General features: G+C 36.8%; 25 protein-coding genes. 20 read left to right on the top strand and 5 right to left on the bottom strand.

The annotated features are described in order from the left end of the window. The first annotated feature begins 80 nt into the window (after positions 1 to 80). The 3 genes from spo0A to ACTWQB_RS07750 all read left to right on the top strand — a co-directional run bounded on the left by spo0A (position 81) and on the right by ACTWQB_RS07750 (position 2776). Positions 81 to 872, top strand: coding sequence for a sporulation transcription factor Spo0A (gene spo0A / locus ACTWQB_RS07760; RefSeq protein WP_443138623.1), 792 nt, complete (start codon positions 81 to 83; stop codon positions 870 to 872). A gap of 41 nt (positions 873 to 913) precedes the next feature. Next, on the top strand, positions 914 to 1234 hold the full coding sequence (locus ACTWQB_RS07755; protein ID WP_443138622.1) for a hypothetical protein: 321 nt from the start codon (positions 914 to 916) through the stop codon (positions 1232 to 1234). Positions 1235 to 1411: 177 nt separating this feature from the next. Then, entirely contained in the window at positions 1412 to 2776 is a 1365-nt protein-coding gene (locus tag ACTWQB_RS07750) for an aspartate kinase (RefSeq protein WP_443138621.1), read from the top strand. A 69-nt stretch (positions 2777 to 2845) separates the two neighbouring features. Here the strand turns inward: ACTWQB_RS07750 and ACTWQB_RS07745 are convergent, their stop codons facing one another. Beyond that, on the bottom strand, positions 2846 to 3061 hold the full coding sequence (locus ACTWQB_RS07745) for a DUF2627 family protein (protein WP_443138620.1): 216 nt from the start codon (positions 3059 to 3061) through the stop codon (positions 2846 to 2848). 136 nt (positions 3062 to 3197) lie between these two features. Here ACTWQB_RS07745 and ACTWQB_RS07740 point away from each other — a divergent pair, with 136 nt between their 5' ends. From ACTWQB_RS07740 to ACTWQB_RS07695, 10 genes are all read left to right on the top strand, one after another. Beyond that, positions 3198 to 5249: a sigma 54-interacting transcriptional regulator gene (locus ACTWQB_RS07740; RefSeq protein WP_443138619.1), complete on the top strand. Its 2052-nt coding sequence runs from the start codon at positions 3198 to 3200 to the stop codon at positions 5247 to 5249. Between the two features lie 23 nt (positions 5250 to 5272). Continuing rightward, positions 5273 to 6172 carry a bifunctional enoyl-CoA hydratase/phosphate acetyltransferase gene (locus ACTWQB_RS07735; RefSeq protein ID WP_443138709.1) on the top strand — a complete coding sequence of 300 codons (900 nt, stop codon included), beginning with the start codon at positions 5273 to 5275 and terminating at the stop codon, positions 6170 to 6172. Between the two features lie 22 nt (positions 6173 to 6194). Beyond that, positions 6195 to 7295 carry a Leu/Phe/Val dehydrogenase gene (locus ACTWQB_RS07730; protein ID WP_443138618.1) on the top strand — a complete coding sequence of 367 codons (1101 nt, stop codon included), beginning with the start codon at positions 6195 to 6197 and terminating at the stop codon, positions 7293 to 7295. After that, positions 7261 to 8403 (top strand): butyrate kinase, encoded by a 1143-nt coding sequence (gene buk, locus ACTWQB_RS07725; RefSeq protein ID WP_443138617.1) that lies wholly within the window; start codon positions 7261 to 7263, stop codon positions 8401 to 8403. The genes ACTWQB_RS07730 and buk overlap by 35 nt, the downstream gene beginning before the upstream one ends. A 3-nt stretch (positions 8404 to 8406) precedes the next feature. Further along, a complete protein-coding gene (gene lpdA / locus ACTWQB_RS07720; RefSeq protein WP_443138616.1) occupies positions 8407 to 9828 on the top strand; it encodes a dihydrolipoyl dehydrogenase in 1422 nt (473 codons plus the stop codon). Positions 9829 to 9845: 17 nt separating this feature from the next. Beyond that, on the top strand, positions 9846 to 10850 hold the full coding sequence (locus tag ACTWQB_RS07715) for a thiamine pyrophosphate-dependent dehydrogenase E1 component subunit alpha (protein WP_443138615.1): 1005 nt from the start codon (positions 9846 to 9848) through the stop codon (positions 10848 to 10850). A 2-nt stretch (positions 10851 to 10852) separates the two neighbouring features. Then, entirely contained in the window at positions 10853 to 11836 is a 984-nt protein-coding gene (locus ACTWQB_RS07710) for an alpha-ketoacid dehydrogenase subunit beta (RefSeq protein ID WP_443138614.1), read from the top strand. 19 nt (positions 11837 to 11855) lie between these two features. Continuing rightward, positions 11856 to 13133 carry a dihydrolipoamide acetyltransferase family protein gene (locus ACTWQB_RS07705; RefSeq protein ID WP_443138613.1) on the top strand — a complete coding sequence of 426 codons (1278 nt, stop codon included), beginning with the start codon at positions 11856 to 11858 and terminating at the stop codon, positions 13131 to 13133. 141 nt (positions 13134 to 13274) lie between these two features. Beyond that, on the top strand, positions 13275 to 13706 hold the full coding sequence (locus ACTWQB_RS07700; RefSeq protein WP_443138612.1) for a BrxA/BrxB family bacilliredoxin: 432 nt from the start codon (positions 13275 to 13277) through the stop codon (positions 13704 to 13706). 91 nt (positions 13707 to 13797) lie between these two features. Then, entirely contained in the window at positions 13798 to 14751 is a 954-nt protein-coding gene (locus ACTWQB_RS07695; protein WP_443138611.1) for an aromatic acid exporter family protein, read from the top strand. Between the two features lie 353 nt (positions 14752 to 15104). Here ACTWQB_RS07695 and nadA read toward each other — a convergent pair whose 3' ends face one another. Genes nadA through ACTWQB_RS07680 form a run of 3 tightly spaced genes read right to left on the bottom strand, consistent with a single transcriptional unit; the run spans position 15105 to position 17609 of the window. Continuing rightward, positions 15105 to 16205, bottom strand: coding sequence for a quinolinate synthase NadA (nadA, locus tag ACTWQB_RS07690; RefSeq protein ID WP_443138610.1), 1101 nt, complete (start codon positions 16203 to 16205; stop codon positions 15105 to 15107). 12 nt (positions 16206 to 16217) lie between these two features. Continuing rightward, positions 16218 to 17054: a carboxylating nicotinate-nucleotide diphosphorylase gene (gene nadC / locus ACTWQB_RS07685; RefSeq protein WP_443138609.1), complete on the bottom strand. Its 837-nt coding sequence runs from the start codon at positions 17052 to 17054 to the stop codon at positions 16218 to 16220. Between the two features lie 54 nt (positions 17055 to 17108). Beyond that, positions 17109 to 17609, bottom strand: coding sequence for an FAD-binding protein (locus tag ACTWQB_RS07680; RefSeq protein WP_443138608.1), 501 nt, complete (start codon positions 17607 to 17609; stop codon positions 17109 to 17111). A 99-nt stretch (positions 17610 to 17708) separates the two neighbouring features. Here ACTWQB_RS07680 and ACTWQB_RS07675 point away from each other — a divergent pair, with 99 nt between their 5' ends. Beyond that, the gene (locus ACTWQB_RS07675) at positions 17709 to 18857 is read left to right on the top strand and encodes an IscS subfamily cysteine desulfurase (protein WP_443138607.1); all 1149 of its coding nucleotides are present in this window, start codon (positions 17709 to 17711) and stop codon (positions 18855 to 18857) included. Next, on the top strand, positions 18832 to 19371 hold the full coding sequence (locus tag ACTWQB_RS07670) for a transcription repressor NadR (RefSeq protein WP_443138606.1): 540 nt from the start codon (positions 18832 to 18834) through the stop codon (positions 19369 to 19371). Before ACTWQB_RS07675 ends, ACTWQB_RS07670 begins: the two co-directional genes overlap by 26 nt. A gap of 28 nt (positions 19372 to 19399) precedes the next feature. Here ACTWQB_RS07670 and prli42 read toward each other — a convergent pair whose 3' ends face one another. Beyond that, positions 19400 to 19549 carry a stressosome-associated protein Prli42 gene (prli42, locus tag ACTWQB_RS07665; protein ID WP_443138605.1) on the bottom strand — a complete coding sequence of 50 codons (150 nt, stop codon included), beginning with the start codon at positions 19547 to 19549 and terminating at the stop codon, positions 19400 to 19402. Positions 19550 to 19707: 158 nt separating this feature from the next. On the opposite strand from prli42, the gene ACTWQB_RS07660 reads away from it, so the two are divergent. The 5 genes from ACTWQB_RS07660 to ACTWQB_RS07640 are packed head-to-tail and all read left to right on the top strand — an operon-like array spanning position 19708 to position 24897. Beyond that, the gene (locus tag ACTWQB_RS07660; protein WP_443138604.1) at positions 19708 to 21366 is read left to right on the top strand and encodes an acyl-CoA mutase large subunit family protein; all 1659 of its coding nucleotides are present in this window, start codon (positions 19708 to 19710) and stop codon (positions 21364 to 21366) included. A 19-nt stretch (positions 21367 to 21385) separates the two neighbouring features. Further along, a complete protein-coding gene (locus tag ACTWQB_RS07655) occupies positions 21386 to 21790 on the top strand; it encodes a cobalamin B12-binding domain-containing protein (RefSeq protein ID WP_443138603.1) in 405 nt (134 codons plus the stop codon). Continuing rightward, positions 21787 to 22194: a methylmalonyl-CoA epimerase gene (gene mce, locus ACTWQB_RS07650; RefSeq protein ID WP_443138602.1), complete on the top strand. Its 408-nt coding sequence runs from the start codon at positions 21787 to 21789 to the stop codon at positions 22192 to 22194. The genes ACTWQB_RS07655 and mce overlap by 4 nt, the downstream gene beginning before the upstream one ends. Before the next feature lie 2 nt (positions 22195 to 22196). After that, positions 22197 to 23744: an acyl-CoA carboxylase subunit beta gene (locus ACTWQB_RS07645; RefSeq protein ID WP_443138601.1), complete on the top strand. Its 1548-nt coding sequence runs from the start codon at positions 22197 to 22199 to the stop codon at positions 23742 to 23744. Between the two features lie 19 nt (positions 23745 to 23763). Further along, a complete protein-coding gene (locus ACTWQB_RS07640; protein WP_443138600.1) occupies positions 23764 to 24897 on the top strand; it encodes a M20/M25/M40 family metallo-hydrolase in 1134 nt (377 codons plus the stop codon). The last annotated feature ends 30 nt before the right edge of the window (positions 24898 to 24927 follow it).

Below are 24927 nucleotides of genomic sequence, written 5' to 3'. Positions count from 1 at the left end.
TCAGATAAAAGAAGGATTTATAACGATTTTATGGAATAAGATTAGTGAAGATACAAGAAAATCTTGGGAGGTTAACAGTAATGGAAAAAGTACGTTTAGGAATTGCAGACGACAACAGAGAATTAGTCACCATGTTAGAAAATTATTTTGGTGAGGAGGAAATGGTTGAAGTTGTGGGAACGGCATATAATGGTAGAGAATGCTTAACAATGATCGAAGACACCAATCCAGACGTACTCATCTTAGATATTATTATGCCACATGTAGACGGATTAGCCGTATTAGAAAAGATGCGTGAGTTAAATCTAGATGAACTTCCTAATGTCATTATGTTAACAGCGTTCGGCCATGAATCTGTCACGAAAAAGGCAGTGGAATTAGGTGCTACATACTACATGCTGAAACCATTTGATCTTGACCTGTTAAAGGAACAAGTATTACAAGCAGCTGGTGCTATTCAACAGAAACCAATGCATTTTGATCAACCAGGTCAATCAGCAGTAAAGCCAACTAAGAAGATTGATTTAGATGCTAATATCACATCAATCATTCATGAAGTCGGAGTACCTGCACATATTAAAGGATATCTATATTTAAGAGAAGCTATTTCAATGGTTTATCATGATATAGAATTATTAGGCTCCATAACGAAAGTGTTGTATCCAGATATCGCTAAGAAATATAATACAACTGCTTCAAGAGTAGAGCGTGCTATTCGACATGCGATCGAGGTAGCTTGGAATCGCGGGAATATTGATTCGTTATCATCTATTTTCGGTTATACGGTAAGCGTTTCTAAAGCTAAACCAACAAACTCTGAATTCATCGCCATGATCGCTGATAAGTTACGATTAGAACATAAAGTTAGTTAATATATCAAAACCTCCTTTCTTCCGAAAGGAGGTTAATTTTAGTGTTGGAGGAAGTTATGACAAAGCAAAAATATGAAACAGATACTACTAATATTATTGCTAAACTCCTATTTGTGGTGGGAAGCTTAATGATCATTGCTTCGTTGCTTTTCGCTTTCGTTCAAGCTAGTCAGATAGGACTGAACCATAACTTCTCTTTTAACGTGTTCTTATTTTACTTGTCGGTTGGTCTGGTTATATCTCTAATATTCTTTGCAATAGGAGAAATCATAAAGAAGTTAGATCATATAGATAAACGATTGTATAATAAAGGATGGTATATAGATTCAGAAGTAGATCATGATGAAAAACAAATTCTTTGATTAAATAGCACCTCAAAGCCTGAGGTGCTATTTTTATTCTTTAAGGTTTCCATAAACTGCATATACTCAAAAATAAGTCGACATCCTTTAGTGTACTCACTATCTTAAGATTTCAATAATTAGAAGCATAATGATAAAATGTTTAAATGTATTACATATTTGGAAGGGGATTTCGAAATGAAAGTCGCAAAATTTGGTGGTAGTTCTGTAGCAAGTGCTGAAATGTTACAAAAAGTTGCAAACATAATTAAAGAAGATAAAGAACGAAAATTTATCGTAGTATCAGCCCCTGGTAAACGCTTTGATGATGATATTAAAGTTACTGATTTATTTATAAAGCTTGGAGAACAACATATCAGTGGACAAGATACCACTGAAACTTTAGAGCAAGTAGTCAATCGCTTCTTATCGATAACAAAAGAATTAGGTTTATCTGATGAAGTGGTTGAGCGAATAAAAAAAGAAACAACTTATATTCTTAATGAAACTAATAATACTGCACACCTTAAAGACGCTCTAAAAGCGATGGGAGAGGATTCGCTCGCAAGGGTTTTAAGTGCATATTTAAATAAGATTGGTCTAAATGCGAACTATGTTAATCCTAAAGATGCAGGAATTATTGTAAGTGACCAACCAGGTGATGCCCAAGTATTGGAATCGAGCAATGATAAAATTCATCAATTAAGAAATAAAAACGGCATCATGGTTATACCTGGATTTTTTGGATATACAGAAAAAGGTGTATTAACAACTTTTCCTAGAGGTGGTTCTGATATTACAGGATCGATTATTGCTGCAGGTGTGGAAGCCGATCTCTATGAAAATTTCACTGATGTAAGTTCTGTTTATTGTGTGAACCCAAATATCGTTGATCATCCGAAAGAAATTAAAGCATTAACATATAAAGAAATGCGTGAATTGTCTTATTCAGGGTTTTCAGTATTCCATGATGAGGCCTTGATTCCAGCGTTTAACAAAAACATTCCTGTTTGCATTAAGAACACTAACGAACCACAAGCTCCAGGAACAATGATTGTTTCAGAGAAAAAAGAACATAATGGGCCTGTTGTTGGAATAGCGAGTGATAAAGGGTTCTCTAGTATTTATGTTGGTAAATATTTAATGAACCGTGAGCTAGGATTTGGTCGCAACCTTCTCAACATATTAGTTGAAGAAGATGTTTCATTTGAACATGCTCCATCAGGAATCGATAGTATGTCTGTTATCGTAAGATCAGATCAACTGACAGCAAAGAAAGAAGAGCGTTTATTACGTAGAATTAAGCAAGAACTAGATGTGGATGCTATTAAAATAAGTCATAATCTTGGAATGGTTGTCATTGTAGGTGAAGGAATGAGCCAAAGAGTGAATGTGGCGGCTATAGCTACGACTGCAATTGCTAAAGCAGGAGTTAATATTAAAATGATTAACCAAGGGTCATCAGATGTATCTATGATGTTTGGAATTAGTGAAGAAGATATTGATGATACTGTAAGATCTCTTTATCAAGACTTTTTTGAGTCATCCATGCCAGTAAGATAAAATATATTTTCTTTAAAATAAGAAACCGGAACTTTAAACATTAAAGTTCCGGTTATTTTTTTGATTAATTTATTTAGTTTTTTGCTTACGTCTGTCACGGTGTAAAAGGAAACCGCCAATAAAGCCAATTCCAATTATGACAAATAAAACGCCTGCAAATAATTGCACGAAAACATTTAAAAATACGGATTCAACTATTCCAAAGAAGGAGTCTCTTATTAATTTAATTCCATATACGCCTAATATTCCAGGTAATAGTAACATTAAAAATGCAACAATTCTCATAATCAAAACCTCTTTTCTTTATCCCTAAGTAGTATATCATGAAAAATATTATAAAAACACGAAAATATCTTGCATTCTTAAAGCGCTTACATTATGATTGAAGTGTGCAAATTTTTGCAAGGTGTAGGTGGGCGAAATGCAAAATGTTGTAATTGTAGGCGCAGGTAAAGGTGGCACAGCGATTTTAAGGTTATTTCAACAAGTAGAGATGTTGAATATCAAAGCAATCGCTGATATTGATTCACACGCACCTGGACTCGAAATTGCTAAAAAGTTAAACATTAATACATATAACGATTATGAAAACGCAATATCTGAATCAGTTGATATCATTGTTGAAGCAACTGGAAATCAGCAAGTATTCAATCACTTATTGAGTGCAAAGCCAGATCATTGTGTTCTAATTCCAGGAACAATTGCTCATGTCATTTATCAACTATTAGATGAAAAGGAATCTCTCGTTGATCAAATCAAGAAAGATACATCCAAGCGTGAATTAATTTTAAATTCAATTCATGATGGAATGATCGTAATTAATAACGATGAAATGATTACTTTTGTAAATAAGGCAGCTAGTGAGATATTAGATATTCAACAAAATAATATGTTAAATCAGCGAATTTCAAATGTAATACCTGATTCAAGATTACCAGAAATTTTAGAAACAAAAAATCGCGAAATTAATCAACATCTTACATTAAATAACGGGAAAAAAGTCATCACAACACGAATTCCTCTAATTAGTGAAAATAACGAATTGTTGGGCGCTTATGCTGTATTTAAAGATATTACTGAAGTCGTAAGTCTCGCTGAAGAAATTACGAATTTAAAAGATATCCAAGTAATGTTGGAGGCGATCATTCATTCAAGTGAGGAAGCTATATCGGTTGTAGATGAAACAGGACATGGGTTAATGATTAACCCAGCCTATACAAAAATTACCGGATTAACCGAAAAAGAAGTCATTGGAAAACCAGCTACAGCTGACATTTCAGAAGGCGAAAGCATGCACTTAAAAGTATTAAAAACCAGGCGCCCTGTTCGTGGTGCTCGAATGAAGGTTGGACCTAACAAACGAGATGTACTTGTAAATGTAGCACCAATTATTGTAGATGGTAAGTTAAAAGGTAGTGTAGGAGTTATTCATGACCTTTCTGAAATAGAAGCTTTAACAACTGAATTAAAACGAGCAAGACAAATTATTAGAAACCTTGAAGCAAAATATACCTTTAATGATATAATTGCTGAATCATCTGATATGTCTTTGGCTTTAGAACAAGCTAAAGTTGGTGCAAAATCTCCAACCAGTGTTTTGTTAAGAGGCGAGCCTGGAACTGGTAAAGAATTAATAGCTCATGCCATTCATAACGAAAGTGATCGCAAGCACATGAAGTTTATAAGAGTAAATTGTGCATCATATGACGATGAAGTTCTTGATCGGTTGTTATTTGGTGATGAGCAAGGTTCAACTGAACAGAGGATAGGGTATTTTGAAGAAGCTAATCGAGGAAGTATTTTTTTAGATGAAATAGGTGATTTGTCACCGATTCTTCAATCTAAAATATTACGTGTTCTTGAAGAAAAAAGTATCGTCAGAGTTAATGGACAAGAGCCAGTATTTGTTGATGTAAGATTAATTGCCTCGACAAATGTAAACCTCGAAAAAGCGATTATGACAAATGAATTTAACGAAAAACTTTACTATAGGTTAAATAAGTTTCCTATTAATATTCCTCCACTTAGAGAGAGGATCGAAAGCGATTTGAAGCCGTTAATACACCATTTGCTTAGCCATTTAAATGAAAATTATGGTAGAAATGTAAATGGTATTTCTAATGATGCTTTAGATAAATTGAAAAAATATGATTATCCTGGTAACGTTCGCGAACTCGAAAATATAATCGGCCGAGCTATTATTAACATGGATATTGGAGATAATGTGATTCATGAATATCATTTACCTCCTTTAAGGAAAACGTCTTTTGATGATCTAGACATCATGTATGAGACCACAGATGAACAAGTTATTCCATTACAAGAAGCGTTAGATGAATTTGAAAAACAATTGATCTTAGAAACGCTTGAAAAAAATAACTTTATCAAAGCCAAAACGGCTAAACAATTAAATATTTCTATTAGAAATTTGTATTATAAGATGAAAAAATACAACATTGGAAAGGATACTTAAGGTACATCATGAATACTCAAGAAATGACGCTAGATGGCTTAGTAGAACAACTTTGTAATATGAGAGAAAAAAAGGTTGTAGCAGTCGCTGAAGCAACAAATGTAGAGACTTTAAAGGCTGTAAAAGACGGTATAGACCGTGATTTAGCAAGCTTTAAGTTGTTTGGAAATATAGAAGACATTACAAATGCAGCTGATGCGATTGAATTAAATTTAAACAATGACAAGATTACACTGCACCATGCGACTTCGGTGGAAAATGCCGTAGATAAAGCTGTTCAATCAGTATCCGAAGAACGGTCAGATGTTCTAATGAAAGGGAATGTGGCTACAAAAATAGTTCTAAAAGCCGTCTTGAAAAAAGGGTCAGGCCTGAGGAACGGTCGAATACTATCGCACGTAGCCATGTTTGAAATGAAAGGCCGTAATCGCTTCTTATTTCTAACTGATGCTGGAATGAATATTGCACCAGACTTAGAAGAAAAGGTGCAAATCATTCAAAATTCAGTTGATGTAGTCAATAAATTAGGAATAGTAAAACCAAAAGTTGCACCGTTAGCTGCCGTTGAAATAGTTAACCCAGCAATGCAAGCTTCAGTTGATGCAGCTGTTCTTTCTCAAATGCAAAAAAGAGGTCAAATTACGAACTGCATTGTAGATGGACCGTTAGCTTTCGATAACGCTATATCTATGGATTCAAAAGAACAAAAGGGTATTCAGTCTGAGGTTGCAGGCGATGCTGACATATTAGTTTGTCCATTTATTGAAGTAGGAAATACTTTATACAAGTCTTTTACTTATTTTGCTGACGCAAAAGTTGCGGGTATTATAAGTGGGGCTAAAGCACCTATTGTTTTAACCTCTCGTGCCGATTCGGCTGAGAGTAAAATATATTCATTAGCTTTTGCATTATTATCATCATAAAAAACTAGGGAGGAATACAGACATGGATATTTTTAAATACTTAGAAGAAAGTGATTACGAACAGGTTGTATTTTGTCAGGACAAGAACTCGGGCTTAAAAGCAATCATTGCTATTCATGACACAACACTAGGTCCAGCATTAGGTGGAACTCGTATGTGGACATATGATTCTGAAGAGGATGCAATTATTGATGCTTTACGTCTATCCAAAGGTATGACATATAAAAATGCAGCTGCAGGTTTAAATCTTGGCGGAGGAAAAACGGTTATCATTGGGGATCCGAAAAAAGATAAGAACCCTGAAATGTTTAGAGCCTTTGGTCGTTACATTCAAGGATTAAATGGTCGTTATATAACAGCTGAAGACGTTGGTACAACAGTTCATGACATGGATACAATTTATATGGAAACTGATTACGTAACAGGAATTTCACCTGAATTTGGCTCTTCAGGTAATCCATCACCAGCAACAGCATATGGAGTTTATCTTGGAATGAAAGCCACTGCTAAAGAAGCATTTGGAAGTGACTCACTAGAAGGTAGAGTTGTAGCTGTTCAAGGTGTAGGTAACGTTGCTTATCATATGTGTAAACATTTACACGAAGAAGGCGCAAAATTAATCGTTACAGATATCAATAAAGAATCTGTAAAACGAGCAATGGAAGATTTCGGTGCTCATGCAGTTGACCCTGATGATATTTACGGAGTTGATTGTGATATTTATGCTCCATGTGCGTTGGGTGCGACAATTAATGATGAAACGATTCCACAACTTAAAGCTAAAGCTATTGCTGGATCAGCAAACAATCAGTTAGCAGAAGATCGTCATGGAGAGAAGCTACATGAATTAGGTATTGCATATGCTCCTGATTATGTCATTAATTCTGGTGGAGTTATTAACGTTGCTGACGAATTAAATGGTTACAACAAAGATCGTGCTTATAAGCAAATTGAAACAATTTATAATAGCTTAGAAAAGATTTTCGAAATTTCTAAACGAGATAATATTCCAACTCATAAAGCTGCTGATCGTATGGCTGAAGAGCGTATTGAAAGTGTGAGCCGCTCACGTAGTACGTTCTTAAGAAATGAGCATAACATCATCTCTAGAAGAAACGGTTAAGTTGGAGGAATTATTAGTGAAAAATTTTCGAACACTTATTATCAATCCTGGATCTACATCGACGAAAATTGGTGTATTCGAAGGACATAACAGCATTTTAATTAAAACCATTAGACATGATATAAACGAGTTAAACAAGTTTAATCAGTTAATGGATCAGTATAAATTTCGTAAAGACGTTATTTTAAAAACGTTAGATTATGAAGGATTTAATCTTTCTAATTTTAGAGCTATTTGTTCAAGAGGTGGCTTACTTAGACCAATAGAAGGCGGAACATACGTGGTATCAGAAGACATGGTTCACGACCTAAAAATCGGTTATAACGGTGAACATGCATCTAATCTAGGGGGTCTGATTGCTTATGACTTAGCTCAAGACTTAAATATACCAGCTTTTATTGTTGACCCTGTTGTTGTAGATGAAATGCAGCCAATTGCTAAGATTTCTGGTTTAAGCGCGTTACCTCGTAAGAGTATTTTCCATGCTCTAAATCAAAAGTCTGTTGCAAGAAAAGTTTGTGAACATAAAACCAAAACATACGAAGAAGCAAAACTAATTGTATGTCATATGGGTGGCGGTATCACAATAGGTGTTCACAAAGATGGAAAAGTTATAGATGTTAATAATGGACTTGATGGTGAAGGACCATTTTCGCCTGAGCGTGCTGGCACATTACCAGCTGGTCAACTAGTTGAATTATGCTTCTCAGGTAAATATGACCAACAACAGATTAAGAAAATGTTAGTTGGTCAAGGTGGTCTTGTAAATCACTTAGGAACTCAAGATGCGATAGAAGTTGAAAAACGAATCGAAAATGGAAACGAAGAAGCAAAGTTGATTTATGATGCTATGGCATACCAAATCGCGAAAGAAATTGGATCTGCTAGCGCTGTATTAAAAGGTGAAGTGGATGCTATTGTATTAACAGGCGGCCTTGCACACGGCAGTGAATTCGTAAAACAGATCACACAATATATTGAATGGATTTCAGATGTTGTTGTTTTACCTGGAGAAAACGAAATGGAAGCGCTTGCGGAAGGCGCATTGAGAGTGTTAACAGGAAAAGAACCAGCCAAAGAATATATTATTGAAAAAGAGAGGAGTTAAATAATGGCTCTAGAATACGATTTAGTCGTCTTAGGTGGCGGTACTGGGGGATATGTAGCTGCAATACGTGCCAGTCAATTAGGGTTAAAAGTAGCTGTCGTTGAAAAAGAAAAGATGGGTGGAACTTGTCTTCATAAAGGATGTATTCCATCTAAATCATTATTACGAAGTGCAGAAGTCTTTAAACAAACAAAGAATGCTGAACAATATGGTATTGAAACAGAAAATACTTCATTAAACTTCATTAAAGTTCAAGAAAGAAAGCAATCCATCGTTGACCAATTACATAAAGGTGTCGAAGGATTAATGAAAAAAGGTAAGATCGAAGTTTTTGAAGGCTTCGGACGTATATTAGGTCCGAGTATTTTCTCTCCTACTGCAGGAACGATTTCTGTTGAGCGTAATGATGGAGAAGAAAACACGATTATTATTCCAAAAAACGTTCTAATTGCAACAGGATCAAAACCAAAATCACTACCAGGATTAGAACTCGATGGCGAAATGGTCTTATCTTCAGATCATGCTTTAAACTTAGAAGAATTACCAGAATCTATTTTGATAGTTGGTGGAGGCGTAATTGGAATTGAATGGGCCTCAATGTTAGTAGATTTCGGTGTACAAGTCACGGTAGTAGAATATGCTGATCGTATATTACCAACTGAAGATGAGGAGGTTTCTAAAGAAGTAAAAAGGTTACTTAAGAAAAAAGGAATCAAGATAGTTACTGGTGCTAAAGTATTACCAGACACTCTTGATAAAGGTGATCAAGTGTCGATAAAAGCCGAGCACAATGGTGATGAAAAAGCATTTACAGCTGATAAAATGCTTGTATCTGTTGGGCGTGCGCCAAATGTCGATAACATTGGTCTAGAAAACACAGATATAGTCGTAGAAAACGGTGCTATTAAAACAAATAAATTCTATCAAACTAAAGAATCTCATATTTATGCCATTGGGGATGTAATTGGTGGAATGCAATTAGCGCATGTTGCATCCCATGAAGGAATTGTTGCAGTTGAGCATATGGCAAATGAAGAGCCACTACCAATTAATTATGACCACATCTCAACTTGCATTTACTCAAATCCTGAAGTCTCAAGCGTTGGATTAACAGAACAACAAGCGAAAGAACAAGGTTATGATGTTAAAGTAGGTAAGTTTTCTTTCCAAGCCATTGGTAAAGCACTAGTTTACGGTGAAAAAGATGGTTTTGTAAAAATTGTGGCGGATAAGAAAACAGAGGATTTATTAGGTGTCCATATGGTTGGTCCACATGTAACGGATATGATTGCAGAGGCTGGATTAGCGAAGGTACTTGATGCAACACCATGGGAAATGGCTCATACGATCCACCCGCATCCAACACTATCGGAAGTTATGGGTGAAGCGGCATTAGCTGTTGATGGAAAACAAATTCATGGATAAAAAGGGGAGGTACTAAAATGGGAAAAAATCGTCATGAAGAACTAGGTTTATCTGATGAGCAAGTTCTTGATATGTACCGCACGATGTTACTTGCTAGAAAAATCGATGAAAGAATGTGGTTATTAAACCGCGCAGGAAAAATTCCTTTTGTAATCTCTTGTCAAGGACAGGAAGCAGCTCAAGTTGGAGCATCTTTCGCCCTTGACCGTGAGAAAGATTATACGGCTCCATATTATCGAGATATGGGTGTTGTCTTAGCATTTGGTATGACAACAACAGAATTGTTTTTATCAGGTTTTGCTAAGGCTGAAGACCCTAACTCAGGTGGTCGTCAGATGCCAGGACACTTTGGTCAGAAGAAAAATCGTATTTTAACAGGTTCATCACCAGTAACAACCCAGTTACCACATGCAGTTGGTGTTGCTTTAGCTGGCAAAATGGAAAAGAAAGATTTTGTCTCTTTTGTAACGTTAGGTGAAGGGTCATCGAACCAAGGTGATTTTCACGAAGGTTTAAACTTCGCAGGAGTTCATAAACTTCCAGTTATTACTATGGTTGAAAACAATAAATACGCAATTTCCGTTCCTTTAGAGCGACAAGTGGCATCTGAAACGGTAGCAGATCGTGCTAAAAGTTATGGAATGCCAGGTTATCAGGTGAATGGTAATGATCCATTAGAAGTTTTCAAGGTTGTAAAAGAAGCACGTGAGCGAGCAGTGAATGGAGAAGGCCCTACATTAGTAGAGGCTGTTACGAATCGTCTAACTGCTCACTCGAGTGATGACGACCATACAGCATATCGCGACAAAAAAGAGATTGAAGAAATGAAAAAGAATGATTGTGTTCTTCTATTCTCTGAATACTTAAAAGAAAATGGTGTTTTAACAGATGAAAAAGAAGAGGAACTAAAGAAAGAATTAGATGCAGAGATCAATAAAGCAACGGATTATGCTGAGAATGCTCAATATGCTCCTGCAGAAGATGCACTTAAATATGTATACGCTGAAGAGGGAGGGGAATAACAATGCCAGTTAAGTCCTATATTCAAGCAGTTACGCAAGCAATGCGTGAAGAAATGGAACGCGATGAGAAAGTATTCGTATTAGGTGAAGACGTCGGTAAAAAAGGTGGCGTTTTCAAAGCAACAGAAGGCTTATATGATCAATTTGGTGAACAACGAGTCATCGATACACCATTAGCGGAGTCGGCAATCGCTGGTGTCGGTATTGGTGCAGCGATGTATGGTATGAGGCCAATAGCTGAAATGCAGTTCGCTGATTTTATCATGCCAGCTGTGAACCAAATTATCTCTGAAGCAGCTCGAATTCGATATCGTTCTAATAATGATTGGAGCTGTCCGATTACAATTCGTGCTCCATATGGTGGTGGAGTACACGGTGCACTTTATCATTCGCAGTCTGTTGAAGCGGTATTTGCTAATCAACCAGGTCTGAAAATTGTTATGCCTTCAAACCCTTACGATGCTAAAGGGTTATTAAAAGCGGCGATTCGTGACGAAGATCCGGTTCTTTTCTTTGAGCATAAACGTGCTTACCGTTTATTAAAGGGTGAAGTGCCAGATGATGATTATGTATTACCAATCGGAAAGGCTGATGTGAAGCGTGAAGGAGAAGATATTACTGTTATCACATATGGACTATGTGTTAACTTCGCTCTTCAAGCTGCAGAAAAATTAGAAGAAGAAGGTATCTCTGCACACATTCTAGATTTAAGAACGGTTTATCCATTAGATCAAGAGGCCATTATTGAAGCTGCCAAAAAGACTGGTAAAGTACTACTTATTACAGAAGACAACAAAGAAGGTAGCATTATGAGTGAAGTTGCGGCAATTATTTCTGAAAACTGCTTATTTGATTTAGATTCTCCTATTCAACGTTTAGCAGGACCAGATGTACCGGCTATGCCTTATGCACCAACAATGGAGAAATTCTTTATGGTTAATCCGGATAAAGTCGAAGAAGCGATGCGTGATTTAGCAGAGTTTTAAGTGAAGAGGAGGTTATGAAATGAGTGTAGAAAAAATCACAATGCCTCAATTAGGTGAAAGTGTTACAGAAGGTACGATTAGCTCTTGGTTAGTGAGCGTCGGGGACCAGGTTAATAAATATGACCCTATTGCAGAAGTTATGACTGACAAGGTAAACGCTGAAGTACCATCTTCATTTACAGGAACTATTAAAGAATTAGTTGCTAATGAGGGAGACACGATTGAGGTTGGAGAACTAATTTGTTATATCGAAGTTGAAGGTGGGTCTAGTGAGGAAGCAACAGAACCAACAAACGATTCAAGTGACCAAGATGAAGTTAAAGAATCTGCTGAAAATAAAGATCAATCAATGAAGAAACGCTACTCTCCAGCAGTTTTAAAATTAGCACAAGAACACAACATTGATTTAAATCAAGTTGAGGGATCTGGCAGAGGCGGCAGAATCACACGTAAAGACGTTGAGAAAGTCATTAATTCAGGAGATATTCCTCAGGCTGGTACACAAGAACAACAGTCTAAGCCAGTAAAAGAAGAAACTAGTGCAGCGACTCAACAGCCTAGTCAAAGTAAACCATCTCCTATGCCATCTGCACAAGAAGGCGATGTAGAAATTCCTGTTACAGGTGTTAGAAAAGCCATTGCTCAAAATATGGTTAAATCGAAAACGGAAATCCCTCATGCATGGATGATGGTAGAAGCAGATGTCACAAACCTTGTTAATTTAAGAGATGAACTGAAGGAAGACTTTAAGCGTAAAGAAGGATTTTCATTAACTTACTTTGCATTCTTCGTAAAAGCTGTTGCACAAGCATTGAAAGAATTCCCAGAAATCAATAGTTCATGGGCTGGCGATAAAATTATTCAGAAGAAGGATATTAACTTATCTATTGCTGTAGCCAATGACAATCAACTATTCGTGCCAGTCATTAAGAATGCAGATGAGAAAAGCATTAAAGGCATTGCAAAAGATATTGCTGAACTTGCAAATAAAGCACGTCAAGGTAAGCTAACAAATGATGATATGCAAGGTGGAACATTTACGGTTAATAACACGGGATCATTTGGCTCTGTTTCGTCCATGGGAGTAATTAATCACCCACAAGCAGCCATCTTACAGGTTGAATCAATTGTTAAGAAACCTGTTTACATGAATGGCATGTTTGCGGCCCGTGACATGGTCAACTTATGCCTATCTCTTGACCACAGAGTTCTGGATGGACTAGTGTGCGGAAACTTCATGAAACGAGTTAAGGAAATTTTAGAGAATATGTCTCAAGACAACACGTCTGTATACTAATATAACGATCGAAATAGATGGCAGGAAATCTTTGCCATCTATTTTCATTCCTCTGAAAATTGCAATATAATTGAAAGACAGACATAAAATTGATAGGATTATATTGAACTATTAAAACTGAGAAAAAAGGAGCCATTTAGAATGGATTTCAACATTTATATGCAAGACTTTGTTAATCAAGCTCGTACAGAGATTAACGAAGCGGGGTTTGAAAACTTAACAACTCCAGAAGAAGTAGATGAAGCATTTGCTCGCAAAGGTACAACACTAGTGATGGTTAACTCTACATGTGGTTGTGCTGGTGGTGTAGCTCGTCCAGCAGCAGCTAACGCAATCCATCATGACCATCGTCCAGATTATTTAGTGACTGTATTTGCAGGGCAAGATCGTGAAGCTACTGAAAGAGCAAGAGAATTTTTTGAAGGTTACCCGCCATCTTCACCTTCATTCGCACTACTTAAAGATGGTAAGATACAAAAAATGGTTGAGCGTCATGAAATTGAAAGCTCAACACCAATGGAAGTTGTCCAGCAATTACAATCATTATTTGATGAATATTGTGAAGAATACTAAGAAAAAGGTGGTTACATACCACCTTTTTCTTTTTCAATAATTTTATTTTGCGTTATAGTGTAATTAAAAAGAACATAAGAGAGGAACAATCATGTTAAAGATTGGTTCAAGAACAATCAAAACAGCTATTGGTGCTCCAGTCTCTATATTTATTGCGCAACTACTAAATTTAGATAATTTTATATCTGCAGCAATACTAACTATTTTATGTATTAAAGTTACAAGGAGAAGCTCAATTCTTAATGCGTGGTATCGTTTTTACGCATGTATTATTGGCTTGGCTGTATCAAGTGTACTTTTTGAGACAGTTGGTTATTTTCCATTAACAGTTGGATTAGTTTTATTAATTTTTATACCCATTACCGTGAAATTAAAAATTACTGAAGGTGTTATTACGAGTTCGGTTATTATTTTGCATGTTTATGGTGCTGGAAATGTGACAGTCGATTTGCTTGTAAATGAAATAGTTCTTCTTCTCGTAGGTATCGGAGTGGCACTAATATTAAACTTATATATGCCAAGTTTAGAGTCAAATTTAGAAGAAGTACAAAAAGAAGTAGAAGAGAATTTCTCTATTATATTAAAAGAGATTGCCCATTTCTTAAAAACAGGGGATCATTCTTGGACGGGTGCAGAGCTGACAAAAGTATCACAACTATTAGATAAAGCGAACGACCTAGCGTCTCGTGATGTGGATAATCACTTATTAAGAAGTCATCATCCTTATTATCATTACTTCCACATGAGACAAAAGCAATTTGAAATTCTAGAGAGAATGTTACCTTTGATTAGTCGAATTCATGCAACAGATGATGAGTATTATTACATTGGAGAATTGTTTGAAAACCTTGCTGATCATGTGCAACCTAAAAACACAGCGATTAAGTATTTGGAGCAATTAAATAACATACGAAAACAATTTAATCGAGAAGAGTTGCCCGCTAATCGACAGGCATTTGAAGAACGGGCTAATTTGTATTTGTTATTAAATGAAATTGAACAATATTTAATTTTAAAACGTTCCTACAAAAAGAGTGATATTTAATTACAAGGCTAAGTTCAACTTCGTTGTTGATATTATGATTCGCTTTCATTGGACGCTTTCCGCGGGCACGGCTTTAACCTCCCAAAACTCACAACGTTCGTTGTAGGGGATTTTCAGCTCGTGCTGTTCCCGCAGGAGTCGCCACCTACGCTCATCATAAATCAACAAGTTTATTGTTCTTATGTCAACACTACTTAAACAGAGCTTCATATAAATATTAATTAAGCTAAAAAGCCGGATGTTAAGAGTTCGCACCCAACATTCGGCTTCAATTATATAGTTTAGTCAAAGTGTACGCGAAATGCGATCCTGTGTCGTTTAAACGAATCAAAATGCACGCGAAACCTTTCATCTTATAAACTTAACATACGATCTAAGGCTAGTTTGGAATAATAAGAAACATCTTCATTAACTTTAATTTGGTTAACGGGTAGGCCTTGGTTAATAGAGTCTAAACACCACGCCAGGTGTGCAAGGTCGATACGGTTCATCGTTAAACATGGGCACATATGGGGGTTAAGTGAGATAATTTCTTTGTCTGGGTTCTCTTTAATAAGTCGTTTTACTAAGTTCATTTCTGTTCCAATAGCCCATTTCGAACCGCTTGGTGCCCCTTCAATCGTATCTATAATATATTTAGTAGATCCATTATAATCAGATAACTCCACAACTTCTCTACGACATTCCGGATGGACTATAATTGCCATATCTTGATGCTGTTCTCGTACCTGTTGAATATTGTGTTCAGTAAAATTTTCATGAACTGAACAGTGACCCTTCCACAGAATAACTTTTATGTCAGTTAAATTACCTTCGTAAATTAATGTTTCTAAAATTGGATCCCATACAGCCATTTGGTCTAAGGGGATCCCAAGATCGTAAGCCGTATTTCGACCTAAATGTTGATCTGGTAAAAAGAGTAACCGTTCTTTCTGGGTAAATGCCCAATCCATAACACGCTTGGCGTTAGAAGAAGTGACTGTTGTACCACCATGTTGACCTACAAATGATTTAATGGCTGCTGTTGAGTTAACATAGGTCATAGGTAAGATTGTATCGCCAAATAACTTCATCAACTCTTCCCATGCAACTTTTGTTTGTTTAATGTCAGCCATATCTGCCATTGAACATCCTGCACGTAAATCAGGTAAATACACTGACTGATGGTCTTCTGATAATATGTCAGCAGTCTCCGCCATAAAATGTACTCCACAAAAGACAATGTGTTTTGCAGTAGTATTGGCAGATAATTGAGCTAATTGAAGAGAATCACCTCGAGCATCTGCATGATTCATGACTTCTTCCTTTTGATAATGGTGACCTGGTAAGAATAAATCATTTCCTAGGTTTTGTTTTATTGAAGTGATTAAGTGATTTAATTCGTCATGACTCATATTTTTATATTGCTCAGGCATCTTAGAAATAGATTGTTCCATCTGAGTTAATAAATTCAATTTAAATACCTCCTATGAATGAATATGTACGTCTACACTTATATCTAAAGATTCAATTTGGTGTGTTAGACATCCTAATGAAATGACATCCACCGGTATATGTGTGTAGTTAGGTAAATCCTGTAATGTGATTCCACCAGATGCTTCAGTTAAGATGGATGAAGGGATTAAAGATAACATGTTAGATAGTTTCTGTGGCTTCATATTATCTAGTAAAATACAATCAACATCGTTTTCAACTGCTTCTTTAACTTGCTGTTCATTTTCCGCTTCTACAACAACTTTAACCATATGGCCGGTTTGTTGTTTTACTTTTTGAACGGCATCTGTGATAGATCCACAAAACAAAATATGATTATCTTTAATCATTACAGCATGATCTAATCCAAATCGATGGTTAATCCCACCACCTTGTTTAACAGCAAACTTCTCAAGCATTCTTAGTCCGGGTGTTGTTTTTCTAGTGTCACTAATTTTAGTGTGTGAACTGTTTAATAGCTGAACGGCTTTTTTTGTTTTAGTCGTAATTCCACTCATTCGTTGAATTAAGTTTAAGATCACTCTTTCACCTGTTAATAGATCTCTTATAGGTCCTTTTGCAAAGGCTATAAGTTGCCCATTTTGTAGTGGCTCTCCATCTGTAACCTTTATATTGACATTAATCGCTGAATTAATGGCTTGATAACCAACTCGTATAATATCTTCACCACAAAAGAAACCTTCTGACTTAGCAATAAACTGTACTTCTCCTAGTTCTTGATCAAAAATCGCATCAGTCGTTAAATCTTGGTAGCCGACATCTTCAATAAAAAACTCTTCAATCTGCTTTCTAAGTCGTAACATATTCATTATGTAACCTACTTTCATCAACACTATATATTGACTGATATTGATTGTTGGCATTTATAAATTTTGCACCAAAGCATCTGGATTCTTTGTAAGTAATTCATAAACAAATGCATGTTCAATAATCTTTACATTTGAAGGTAATTGCTTAATGAGAGTGTCAATAATGGCTTTTCCGGTTTGGTCCCCACCTGATTTAACAATTCTTCTGTGAGAGTGAGCGCCTTCTTTCCCAAGTATAAAATGATGATTAGATTGATCGAATGGACAACCTTGATTAGTCAACTGTTCAATGATTTCAGGAGCTTGTTGAGTCATCTCAGTGACGACATCTTGATTGTTTAGATAACATCCAGCTTGAATCGTATCAATTGCATGTACTGTTGGGTGATCTTCTTGGTCAATAGCCGCTGAAATCCCACCTTGAGCAAGAGCTGAATTACTCGTTTTTAATTTGCTTTTAGTTAGAATAGTGATGTCTAACCTGTCATCTAATTGGGTTGCTAGTTGTAAAGCGGCAAGGCCACTACCTATGATAAGGACATCTGTATACGCCATGTCAAACTTCCTTTTTACACCTGTCTTGACATATATATTTACATATAATTTAATAAATGACAAGAGGTAAGACAGAAATTTATTTAGGGGAATGATGACATGAAGTATTTTGACTATGCGGCCACCACACCTATGAGTGGCATTGCCTTAGAAACCTATCAAAAAGTGGCCAATCAATATTACGCAAATGCGAATAGCCTCCATGATCTAGGTGGAATGACTAATGAACTATATGAACTGTTTATGAAACAGTTTAGTGACTTAATTGGATGTCAACCAGAACAGTTATTTCTTACAAGTGGCGGTTCAGAGTCCAATATTTTAGGTATAAAGACTATTTTGCAACGTCATTTAGGTAAACATATTATTGTGTCGAGAGGCGAACATAACTCTATTCATAATATTTGTCAGCAATTAGAGGAAGAGGGTTATGACATAAGTTATTTAAGTTTTAATACTTCAGGACAAATTGACATTGAGGAATTAAGGTCCTTAATTAGAAATGATACGACATTAGTGATTGTCCAACATGCGAATGGTGAGATTGGTACGTTACAACCAATAGAGGAAATCGTTGAACTATGCCATTACCACAATATTTATTTTCACATGGATGCGGTACAAAGCTTTACTAAGGTTGACTTGAAGCACATGACTTCTATGGTAGATAGCATGAGCATGTCCTCTCATAAAGTTTATGGCCCTAAAAGACTGGGTGGATTATATTTAAAAGAGGGATTGAACAATGGTATAGAATCGCTTTTATTAAAAGGAAATACGTTGGATGTCCCTGGTGTGGCCTCGTTTGTATCAGCTGCGTATGACATGGTAGAAAAAATGGACGTGGAGAATGAGCGAGTGTTATTTCTTAGAAATTTATTTTTTGATCACCTATCAGAAATCAAAGAGGATTTAACGATTTATGAAAACAATCGTGGTGATCAATTACCTTCTATCATTGGCATGGGGATTCAGGGGATAGAAGGACAATGGGTTATGCTAGAATGTAATCGAAATGGGTTTGCGATTTCAACCGGGAGTGCTTGTGATGTAAAATATAATAAGAAGCCTAATGCTTTAAACGCACAATCAGTTTCAAATGAAAAAGCTAGAGAGTTTTTTAGAATTTCAATGGGAAAAGATACAATGGAAGAAGATGTGATTGAGTTAGCTCAATTTCTTGTTAGTATGGTAAAGGAATTTAAGGGAGGTCAGGGCTTGTATGAAAGCAAAAATGTCAGCCGATGAACGACGAGAATATATATTGAAATTATTAAGAGAATCTCAACAACCTTTATCAGGTAGAACAATAGCCGAACGAGCAGGTGTGAGTCGTCAAATAATAGTAGGGGATATGGCTTTATTAAAAGCGAAGAAAGAACCAATATTAGCCACTAGTCAGGGGTACATTTATATGCATGATTCCGGTAGTCAAAAAGGCTACGAAAGAACCATTGCATGTTACCACAGTCCAGAAGATACGGTTAATGAATTAAATATCCTAGTCGACCATGGGGTTTTTGTGAAAGATGTAACGGTTGATCACCCTATTTATGGCGAATTTACTGCACAACTTAGGATTTCTAATCGAAAAGAAGTAGAGGCATTTATAGAACAAATTCAATCTTCAAATGCAGCATTATTATCTGAGTTAACAGATGGTATTCATCTACATACGATACAAGCAGACCGTGAGGACTTATTAGATCAAGCAGAACAAGCTTTAGAGAAAGCTGGGTATTTAGTAAATAAAAAGGTATGAGCCGGGGCTCATACCTTTTTAGTGTGCTTTATATAAACATAGCAGCTGCGAAAGTAAATGTTGAAAGTAGCATGGCAATAATCATTAACCAAATCACTACTGTTGTCCATTTAGCGCGCTTTCTTCTCGGTGTTGAAAAAGGAGCTTGCGCCTGCTTTTTCTTCTGTTTGTTAGACACGATGGATTCCTCCCCTAAAATAATACGCTAATGTTATTGTAAAAGAAAATGAAGGATTGGACAAGATGAATCTTTCCTTTAAAATAGAAATAGGAGAGAAAATTCTTAAAAATAGTAATGATTTTAAATTTGATCTTTTTTTGAAGGGAGTTAGGAACATGGGGAATGAGTATAACGATGCAAAACAAGAATGGGAAAAGAAGCTATCTAAAACTAAAGAACGTTTTCCTGAACGTAAAGAATCATTTGTTAATAGTTCAGACTTAGAAATTGATCCATTATATTTACCAAAGCATAAAGGGCTAGAAGAAGAATACATAGAAAAGCTAGGTTTCCCTGGACAATATCCTTATACAAGAGGTATTCAACCAGGGATGTATCGCAGCCGTTTTTGGACGATGCGACAGTATGCAGGTTTCGGTTCAGCTAAAGAAACCAATGAACGTTTTCGCTATTTATTAGATCAAGGTCAAACCGGACTATCTGTAGCTTTCGATCTACCAACGCAAATCGGTTATGACTCAGATGATCCCATGGCAGAAGGGGAAGTTGGTAAAGTTGGTGTGGCAATAGATTCATTGGAAGATATGGAGACACTTCTTAAAGGGATTCCGTTAGACAAAGTTAGTACATCGATGACAATCAATGCGCCGGCGTCTGTTTTACTTTGTATGTATATTGCCGTAGCAGAAAAACAAGGAGTACCAAAGGAAAAAATAACAGGTACTATTCAAAATGATATTTTAAAAGAGTATATTGCTCGAGGTACTTATATTTATCCACCTAAGCCATCCATGAGGCTTATTACTAATATCTTTGAATATTGTGCGAAAGAAGTGCCGAAGTTCAATACAATTAGTATTTCGGGCTATCATATTCGTGAAGCAGGTTCAACGGCCGTACAAGAAGTAGCATTTACGTTAGCAAACGGAATGGCTTATGTTAAAGCTGCAATTGAAAGCGGTTTAGATGTCGATGAGTTTGCGCCAAGATTAGCTTTCTTCTTTAATGCTCATAATAATTTCTTTGAAGAAGCGGCGAAATTTAGAGCAGCTCGTCGTATATGGGCAAAGATTATGAAAGAGAAGTTCAATGCAAAGGACGAAAAGAGCCTTCGCTTACGTTTTCATACACAAACTGGTGGCTCAACGTTAACGGCACAACAACCAGATAACAACATTGTCCGTGTCGCCTTACAAGCGTTATCAGCCGTATTAGGAGGCACTCAAAGCCTTCACACGAATTCAAGAGATGAAGCATTAGCATTACCAACAGAAGAGTCAGCTCGTATCGCATTAAGAACTCAGCAAATTATTGCGCATGAAAGTGGTGTGGCTGATACTGTTGATCCATTAGCAGGTTCTTATTATGTGGAAGAGATGACGGACAAGATTGAGGAAGAAGTTTTTGCTTATCTTGATCGAATTGACGAAATGGGTGGAGCTGTTCAAGCAGTTGAGGATGGATATATGCAACGAGAAATTCATCAATCAGCTTATGAAGCTCAGAAACGTATAGAATCAAAAGAAGATATTATAGTCGGATTAAATGATTTTAAATTAGATGAGGAACTTCAGGCAGACTTGCTTAAAGTTGATGAACAATTAGAGAAAGATCAAGTTAAACAAGTGCAAAAAGTTCGAGAAAATCGAGATCAATCTGTTGTTGATCATAAGTTAAATGCTCTTAAGGAAGCGGCTAAAGACGACCAAATGAATTTAATGCCATTTATTTTAGATGCTGTAAAATCATACGCAACAGTCGGAGAGATTTGTAATGTGTTGCGAGGAGAATTTGGTGAATTTACTGGAGTTTAAGGATAATGGAGGGGAAGACATGGAACAGAAAATTAGAGTACTTATAGCAAAGCCAGGATTGGACGGACATGATCGCGGTGCCTTAGTCATTGCACAAGCGTTAAGAGATAGCGGTATGGAAGTTATTTATACTGGATTAAGACAATCAGCACAACAAATTGCACAAGCTGCGATTCAAGAGGATGTAGATGTGGTTGGTTTATCATCACTGTCAGGTGGACATAAAGCACTGTTTCCGAAAGTCGTTGAGGAATTAAAGAATAGAGGAGCGGATGATATCCCCGTGATCGGAGGCGGGGTCATCCCAGAAGATGATGTATCATTTTTAGAGGCGAAAGGTGTTAAAAAAATCTTCACATCAGGCACTCCAACAACTGACATTGCTAAATATATTAAAGAGCTTGTCCGAGGTGAAGTAGTATGAAAAAAATCGCTCACATCGGAATCGCAGTATCAAGCTTAGAGCAGACGATTCCATTTTACCGTGATCAGTTAGGTTTGACCTTTCAAGGAACTGAAGAGGTGACATCAGAGAATGTTAGAGTTGCCTTCTTCAAAATTGGAGAAAGTGCGATTGAACTTTTGGAACCGTTAAATGATCAATCACCTATTGCTAAATTTATTGCAAAGAAGGGTGAAGGCATTCATCATATTGCTTTGGATGTTGATGATATTGAGCGCCGATTAGAAAACTTGAAAGAGAATGGTGTCCCTCTTATTAATGATGAACCTAAAGAAGGCGCTCATCAAACTCAAGTGGCGTTTCTTCACCCAAAAGCAGCAAACGGAGTATTATTTGAACTTTGTGAGAAGAGTCTGGAGGATTAGTGATGGATATATACGATAAAATAAACGAACTTTATGATAAACGCCGTAAAGTCGAACTTGGTGGCGGAGATGAAAAGATTCAAAAGCAGCGCGACAAGGGAAAAATGACGGCACGTGAGCGTATTGATTATTTGCTCGATGAAGGTTCATTTGTAGAGTTAAACCCTTTTATCGAGCACCGCGTGACAGACTTTGGCATGAATGGGAAGGAAGTACCCGGAGAAGGTGTTGTAACAGGGTACGGTACGATTGAAGGACGTCCCATTTATTTGTTTGCTCAAGACTTCACTGTATATGGCGGAGCACTTGGTGAAATGCACGGTAAAAAAATTGCTGCAGTGATGGACTTAGCTGCCAAAAACGGAACACCTTTTATCGGACTAAATGATTCTGGTGGCGCAAGAATTCAAGAAGGTGTAGCATCTTTAGATGGTTACGGCCATGTGTTCTATCGTAACTCTATTTATTCTGGTGTTATCCCACAAATCTCTGTTATTATGGGTCCATGTGCAGGTGGAGCAGTTTATTCTCCTGCAATCACAGATTTTGTTATAATGGTCGAGAAAACGTCTCAAATGTTTATAACGGGTCCTAAGGTAATTGAAACGGTTACTGGCGAAAAAATTTCATCTGAAGACTTAGGTGGTGCAGACGTACATAATAGTAAAAGTGGTAATGCACATCTAAAGGCTAAGACGGAAGAAGAAGCGCTTGATCAGGTCAAACAACTTGTCCAATACTTACCACAGAATCATGATGAGAAGACGCCGAAAGCTACCGTTCCTGAACAACAAGACTTTAGAGATGAGTTGACGGACCTTATTCCATTCGATTCTATTCGCCCATATGATGTTAGAACCATCATCAATGAGGTAGTAGATCAAGATTCATTCTTTGAAATACACCCCGATTTTGCTAAAAACGTTGTCGTAGGGTTTGCGAGAATCAAAGGAGAAACAGTTGGGCTTGTATGTAACCAACCGAAGTTTTTAGCGGGTGGATTGGACATCGACTCAAGTGATAAAGCATCTCGTTTTATTCGCTTCTGTGATTCATTTAATATTCCGCTAATTACGTTTGAAGATGTAACTGGATTCTTCCCAGGGGTTAAGCAAGAGCATGGTGGCATTATTCGTCACGGAGCCAAAATTTTATATGCGTACTCAGAAGCAACCGTCCCTAAAATTACAGTCATCACACGTAAAGCATATGGTGGTGCCTATGTAGCGCTCAACAGTAAATCCATTGGAGCAGATTTGGTGTTCGCATGGCCTAATGCTGAGATTGCTGTTATGGGACCAGAGGGTGCGGCGAATATTATTTTTGCAAAAGAAATTAACGAAAGTGACCAACCAGAAGAAACACGTCAAAATAAAATTAATGAATATCGTGAGAAATTTGCTAACCCATACGTAGCAGCTGGTCTTGGAATGGTAGATGATGTCATCGATCCAAGGGATACTCGTATTAAATTATCACAAGCCTTAGAAATGTTAAGAAACAAAAAAGAAGAACGACCTAATAAGAAACACGGTAATATTCCTTTATAAATCACTGGAGGTGCTCAACATGACAGAAATTAAAGTTAATAACGACCGACTAATTGAAGAATTTATGGAATTAGTACAAGTAGATTCTGAAACAAAGCACGAAGAGAAAATTGCTGAAGTTTTAAAAGAAAAATTCACAGCTTTAGGCCTAGAAGTGGAAGAAGACAACGCCAAAGAGAAGACAGGACATGGTGCAAATAATCTTGTCTTCACTTTAAAAGGAAATAAAGATGGTGTTGAGCCAATTTATTTCACTTCTCATATGGATACAGTTGTTCCAGGGAATGGTATCCAACCTTCAATCGAGGGTGATTATATTGTTTCTGATGGTACTACGATTCTAGGTGCTGATGATAAAGCTGGTATTGCTGCTATGTTGGAAGCCATTAAAACACTTAAAGAAACAAATGCTTCTCATGGTGACATCCAATTTGTTATAACAGTAGGTGAAGAATCAGGGTTAGTAGGCGCAAAGGCGTTTGATTCGAACTTATTGAAAGCCAAATATGGGTATGCGATTGACAGTAATGGAACTGTTGGAAATATTATTGTGGCAGCTCCGACTCAGGCCAAGTTAAGAATTACGGCACGTGGCAAGACAGCTCATGCTGGAGTTGCACCTGAAGAGGGAATTTCAGCTATTACATTAGCTGCTAAGGCCATTGCCAAAATGCCTTTAGGTCGCATTGATGATGATACAACAGCGAATATTGGTCGATTTGAAGGTGGTAAGGCAACTAATATTGTAAGTGATGAAGCGTTTATTCTTGCTGAAGCGCGTTCACTGGACCCTGAAAAACTAGATAAACAACTAGATAAAATGAAGAAAGCCTGTGAAGATGCTGAGAAAGAACTAGGCGGATCATTTGATGTAGAAGTTCAAATCATGTACCCAGGCTATCGTCATCAAGATGGAGATCAAGTTGTTGAAGTAGCAAAAGGTGCTGCTTTGCGTATTGGTCGTAACAGTGAACTTGAAAAGAGTGGTGGAGGGAGTGACGCCAACATTTTTGCCGGTTTGGGTGTTCCAACCGTTAACTTATGTGTAGGGTATGAAAACATTCATACGACGAATGAGCGAATGCCTGTTGGAGAATTAATCAAAGTATCTGAATTCATTACGTCAATTGTGCTAGAAGCGGCAAATGAATAAATTACTGCAAGTGCTTGGTGTTTTTAGAAC

The organism is Piscibacillus sp. B03, from assembly GCF_052246295.1.
Taxonomy (GTDB): Bacteria; Bacillota; Bacilli; order Bacillales; family Alkalibacillaceae; genus Piscibacillus.
The sequence above is the reverse complement of the archived record's forward strand: the minus strand, read 5'-3'. Positions and strand labels throughout refer to the sequence as shown.

Bases quoted from the DNA above. Each gene is read 5' to 3' on its own strand.
- spo0A (WP_443138623.1), top strand. From the start codon at position 81: ATGGAAAAAGTACGTTTAGGAATTGCAGACGACAACAGAGAATTAGTC.
- ACTWQB_RS07750 (WP_443138621.1), top strand. From the start codon at position 1,412: ATGAAAGTCGCAAAATTTGGTGGTAGTTCTGTAGCAAGTGCTGAAATG.
- ACTWQB_RS07745 (WP_443138620.1), bottom strand. From the start codon at position 3,061: ATGAGAATTGTTGCATTTTTAATGTTACTATTACCTGGAATATTAGGC.
- ACTWQB_RS07740 (WP_443138619.1), top strand. From the start codon at position 3,198: ATGCAAAATGTTGTAATTGTAGGCGCAGGTAAAGGTGGCACAGCGATT.
- ACTWQB_RS07735 (WP_443138709.1), top strand. From the start codon at position 5,273: ATGACGCTAGATGGCTTAGTAGAACAACTTTGTAATATGAGAGAAAAA.
- ACTWQB_RS07730 (WP_443138618.1), top strand. From the start codon at position 6,195: ATGGATATTTTTAAATACTTAGAAGAAAGTGATTACGAACAGGTTGTA.
- buk (WP_443138617.1), top strand. From the start codon at position 7,261: ATGAGCATAACATCATCTCTAGAAGAAACGGTTAAGTTGGAGGAATTA.
- lpdA (WP_443138616.1), top strand. From the start codon at position 8,407: ATGGCTCTAGAATACGATTTAGTCGTCTTAGGTGGCGGTACTGGGGGA.
- ACTWQB_RS07715 (WP_443138615.1), top strand. From the start codon at position 9,846: ATGGGAAAAAATCGTCATGAAGAACTAGGTTTATCTGATGAGCAAGTT.
- ACTWQB_RS07710 (WP_443138614.1), top strand. From the start codon at position 10,853: ATGCCAGTTAAGTCCTATATTCAAGCAGTTACGCAAGCAATGCGTGAA.
- ACTWQB_RS07705 (WP_443138613.1), top strand. From the start codon at position 11,856: ATGAGTGTAGAAAAAATCACAATGCCTCAATTAGGTGAAAGTGTTACA.
- ACTWQB_RS07700 (WP_443138612.1), top strand. From the start codon at position 13,275: ATGGATTTCAACATTTATATGCAAGACTTTGTTAATCAAGCTCGTACA.
- ACTWQB_RS07695 (WP_443138611.1), top strand. From the start codon at position 13,798: ATGTTAAAGATTGGTTCAAGAACAATCAAAACAGCTATTGGTGCTCCA.
- nadC (WP_443138609.1), bottom strand. From the start codon at position 17,054: ATGAATATGTTACGACTTAGAAAGCAGATTGAAGAGTTTTTTATTGAA.
- ACTWQB_RS07680 (WP_443138608.1), bottom strand. From the start codon at position 17,609: ATGGCGTATACAGATGTCCTTATCATAGGTAGTGGCCTTGCCGCTTTA.
- ACTWQB_RS07675 (WP_443138607.1), top strand. From the start codon at position 17,709: ATGAAGTATTTTGACTATGCGGCCACCACACCTATGAGTGGCATTGCC.
- ACTWQB_RS07670 (WP_443138606.1), top strand. From the start codon at position 18,832: ATGAAAGCAAAAATGTCAGCCGATGAACGACGAGAATATATATTGAAA.
- ACTWQB_RS07660 (WP_443138604.1), top strand. From the start codon at position 19,708: ATGGGGAATGAGTATAACGATGCAAAACAAGAATGGGAAAAGAAGCTA.
- ACTWQB_RS07655 (WP_443138603.1), top strand. From the start codon at position 21,386: ATGGAACAGAAAATTAGAGTACTTATAGCAAAGCCAGGATTGGACGGA.
- mce (WP_443138602.1), top strand. From the start codon at position 21,787: ATGAAAAAAATCGCTCACATCGGAATCGCAGTATCAAGCTTAGAGCAG.
- ACTWQB_RS07645 (WP_443138601.1), top strand. From the start codon at position 22,197: ATGGATATATACGATAAAATAAACGAACTTTATGATAAACGCCGTAAA.
- ACTWQB_RS07640 (WP_443138600.1), top strand. From the start codon at position 23,764: ATGACAGAAATTAAAGTTAATAACGACCGACTAATTGAAGAATTTATG.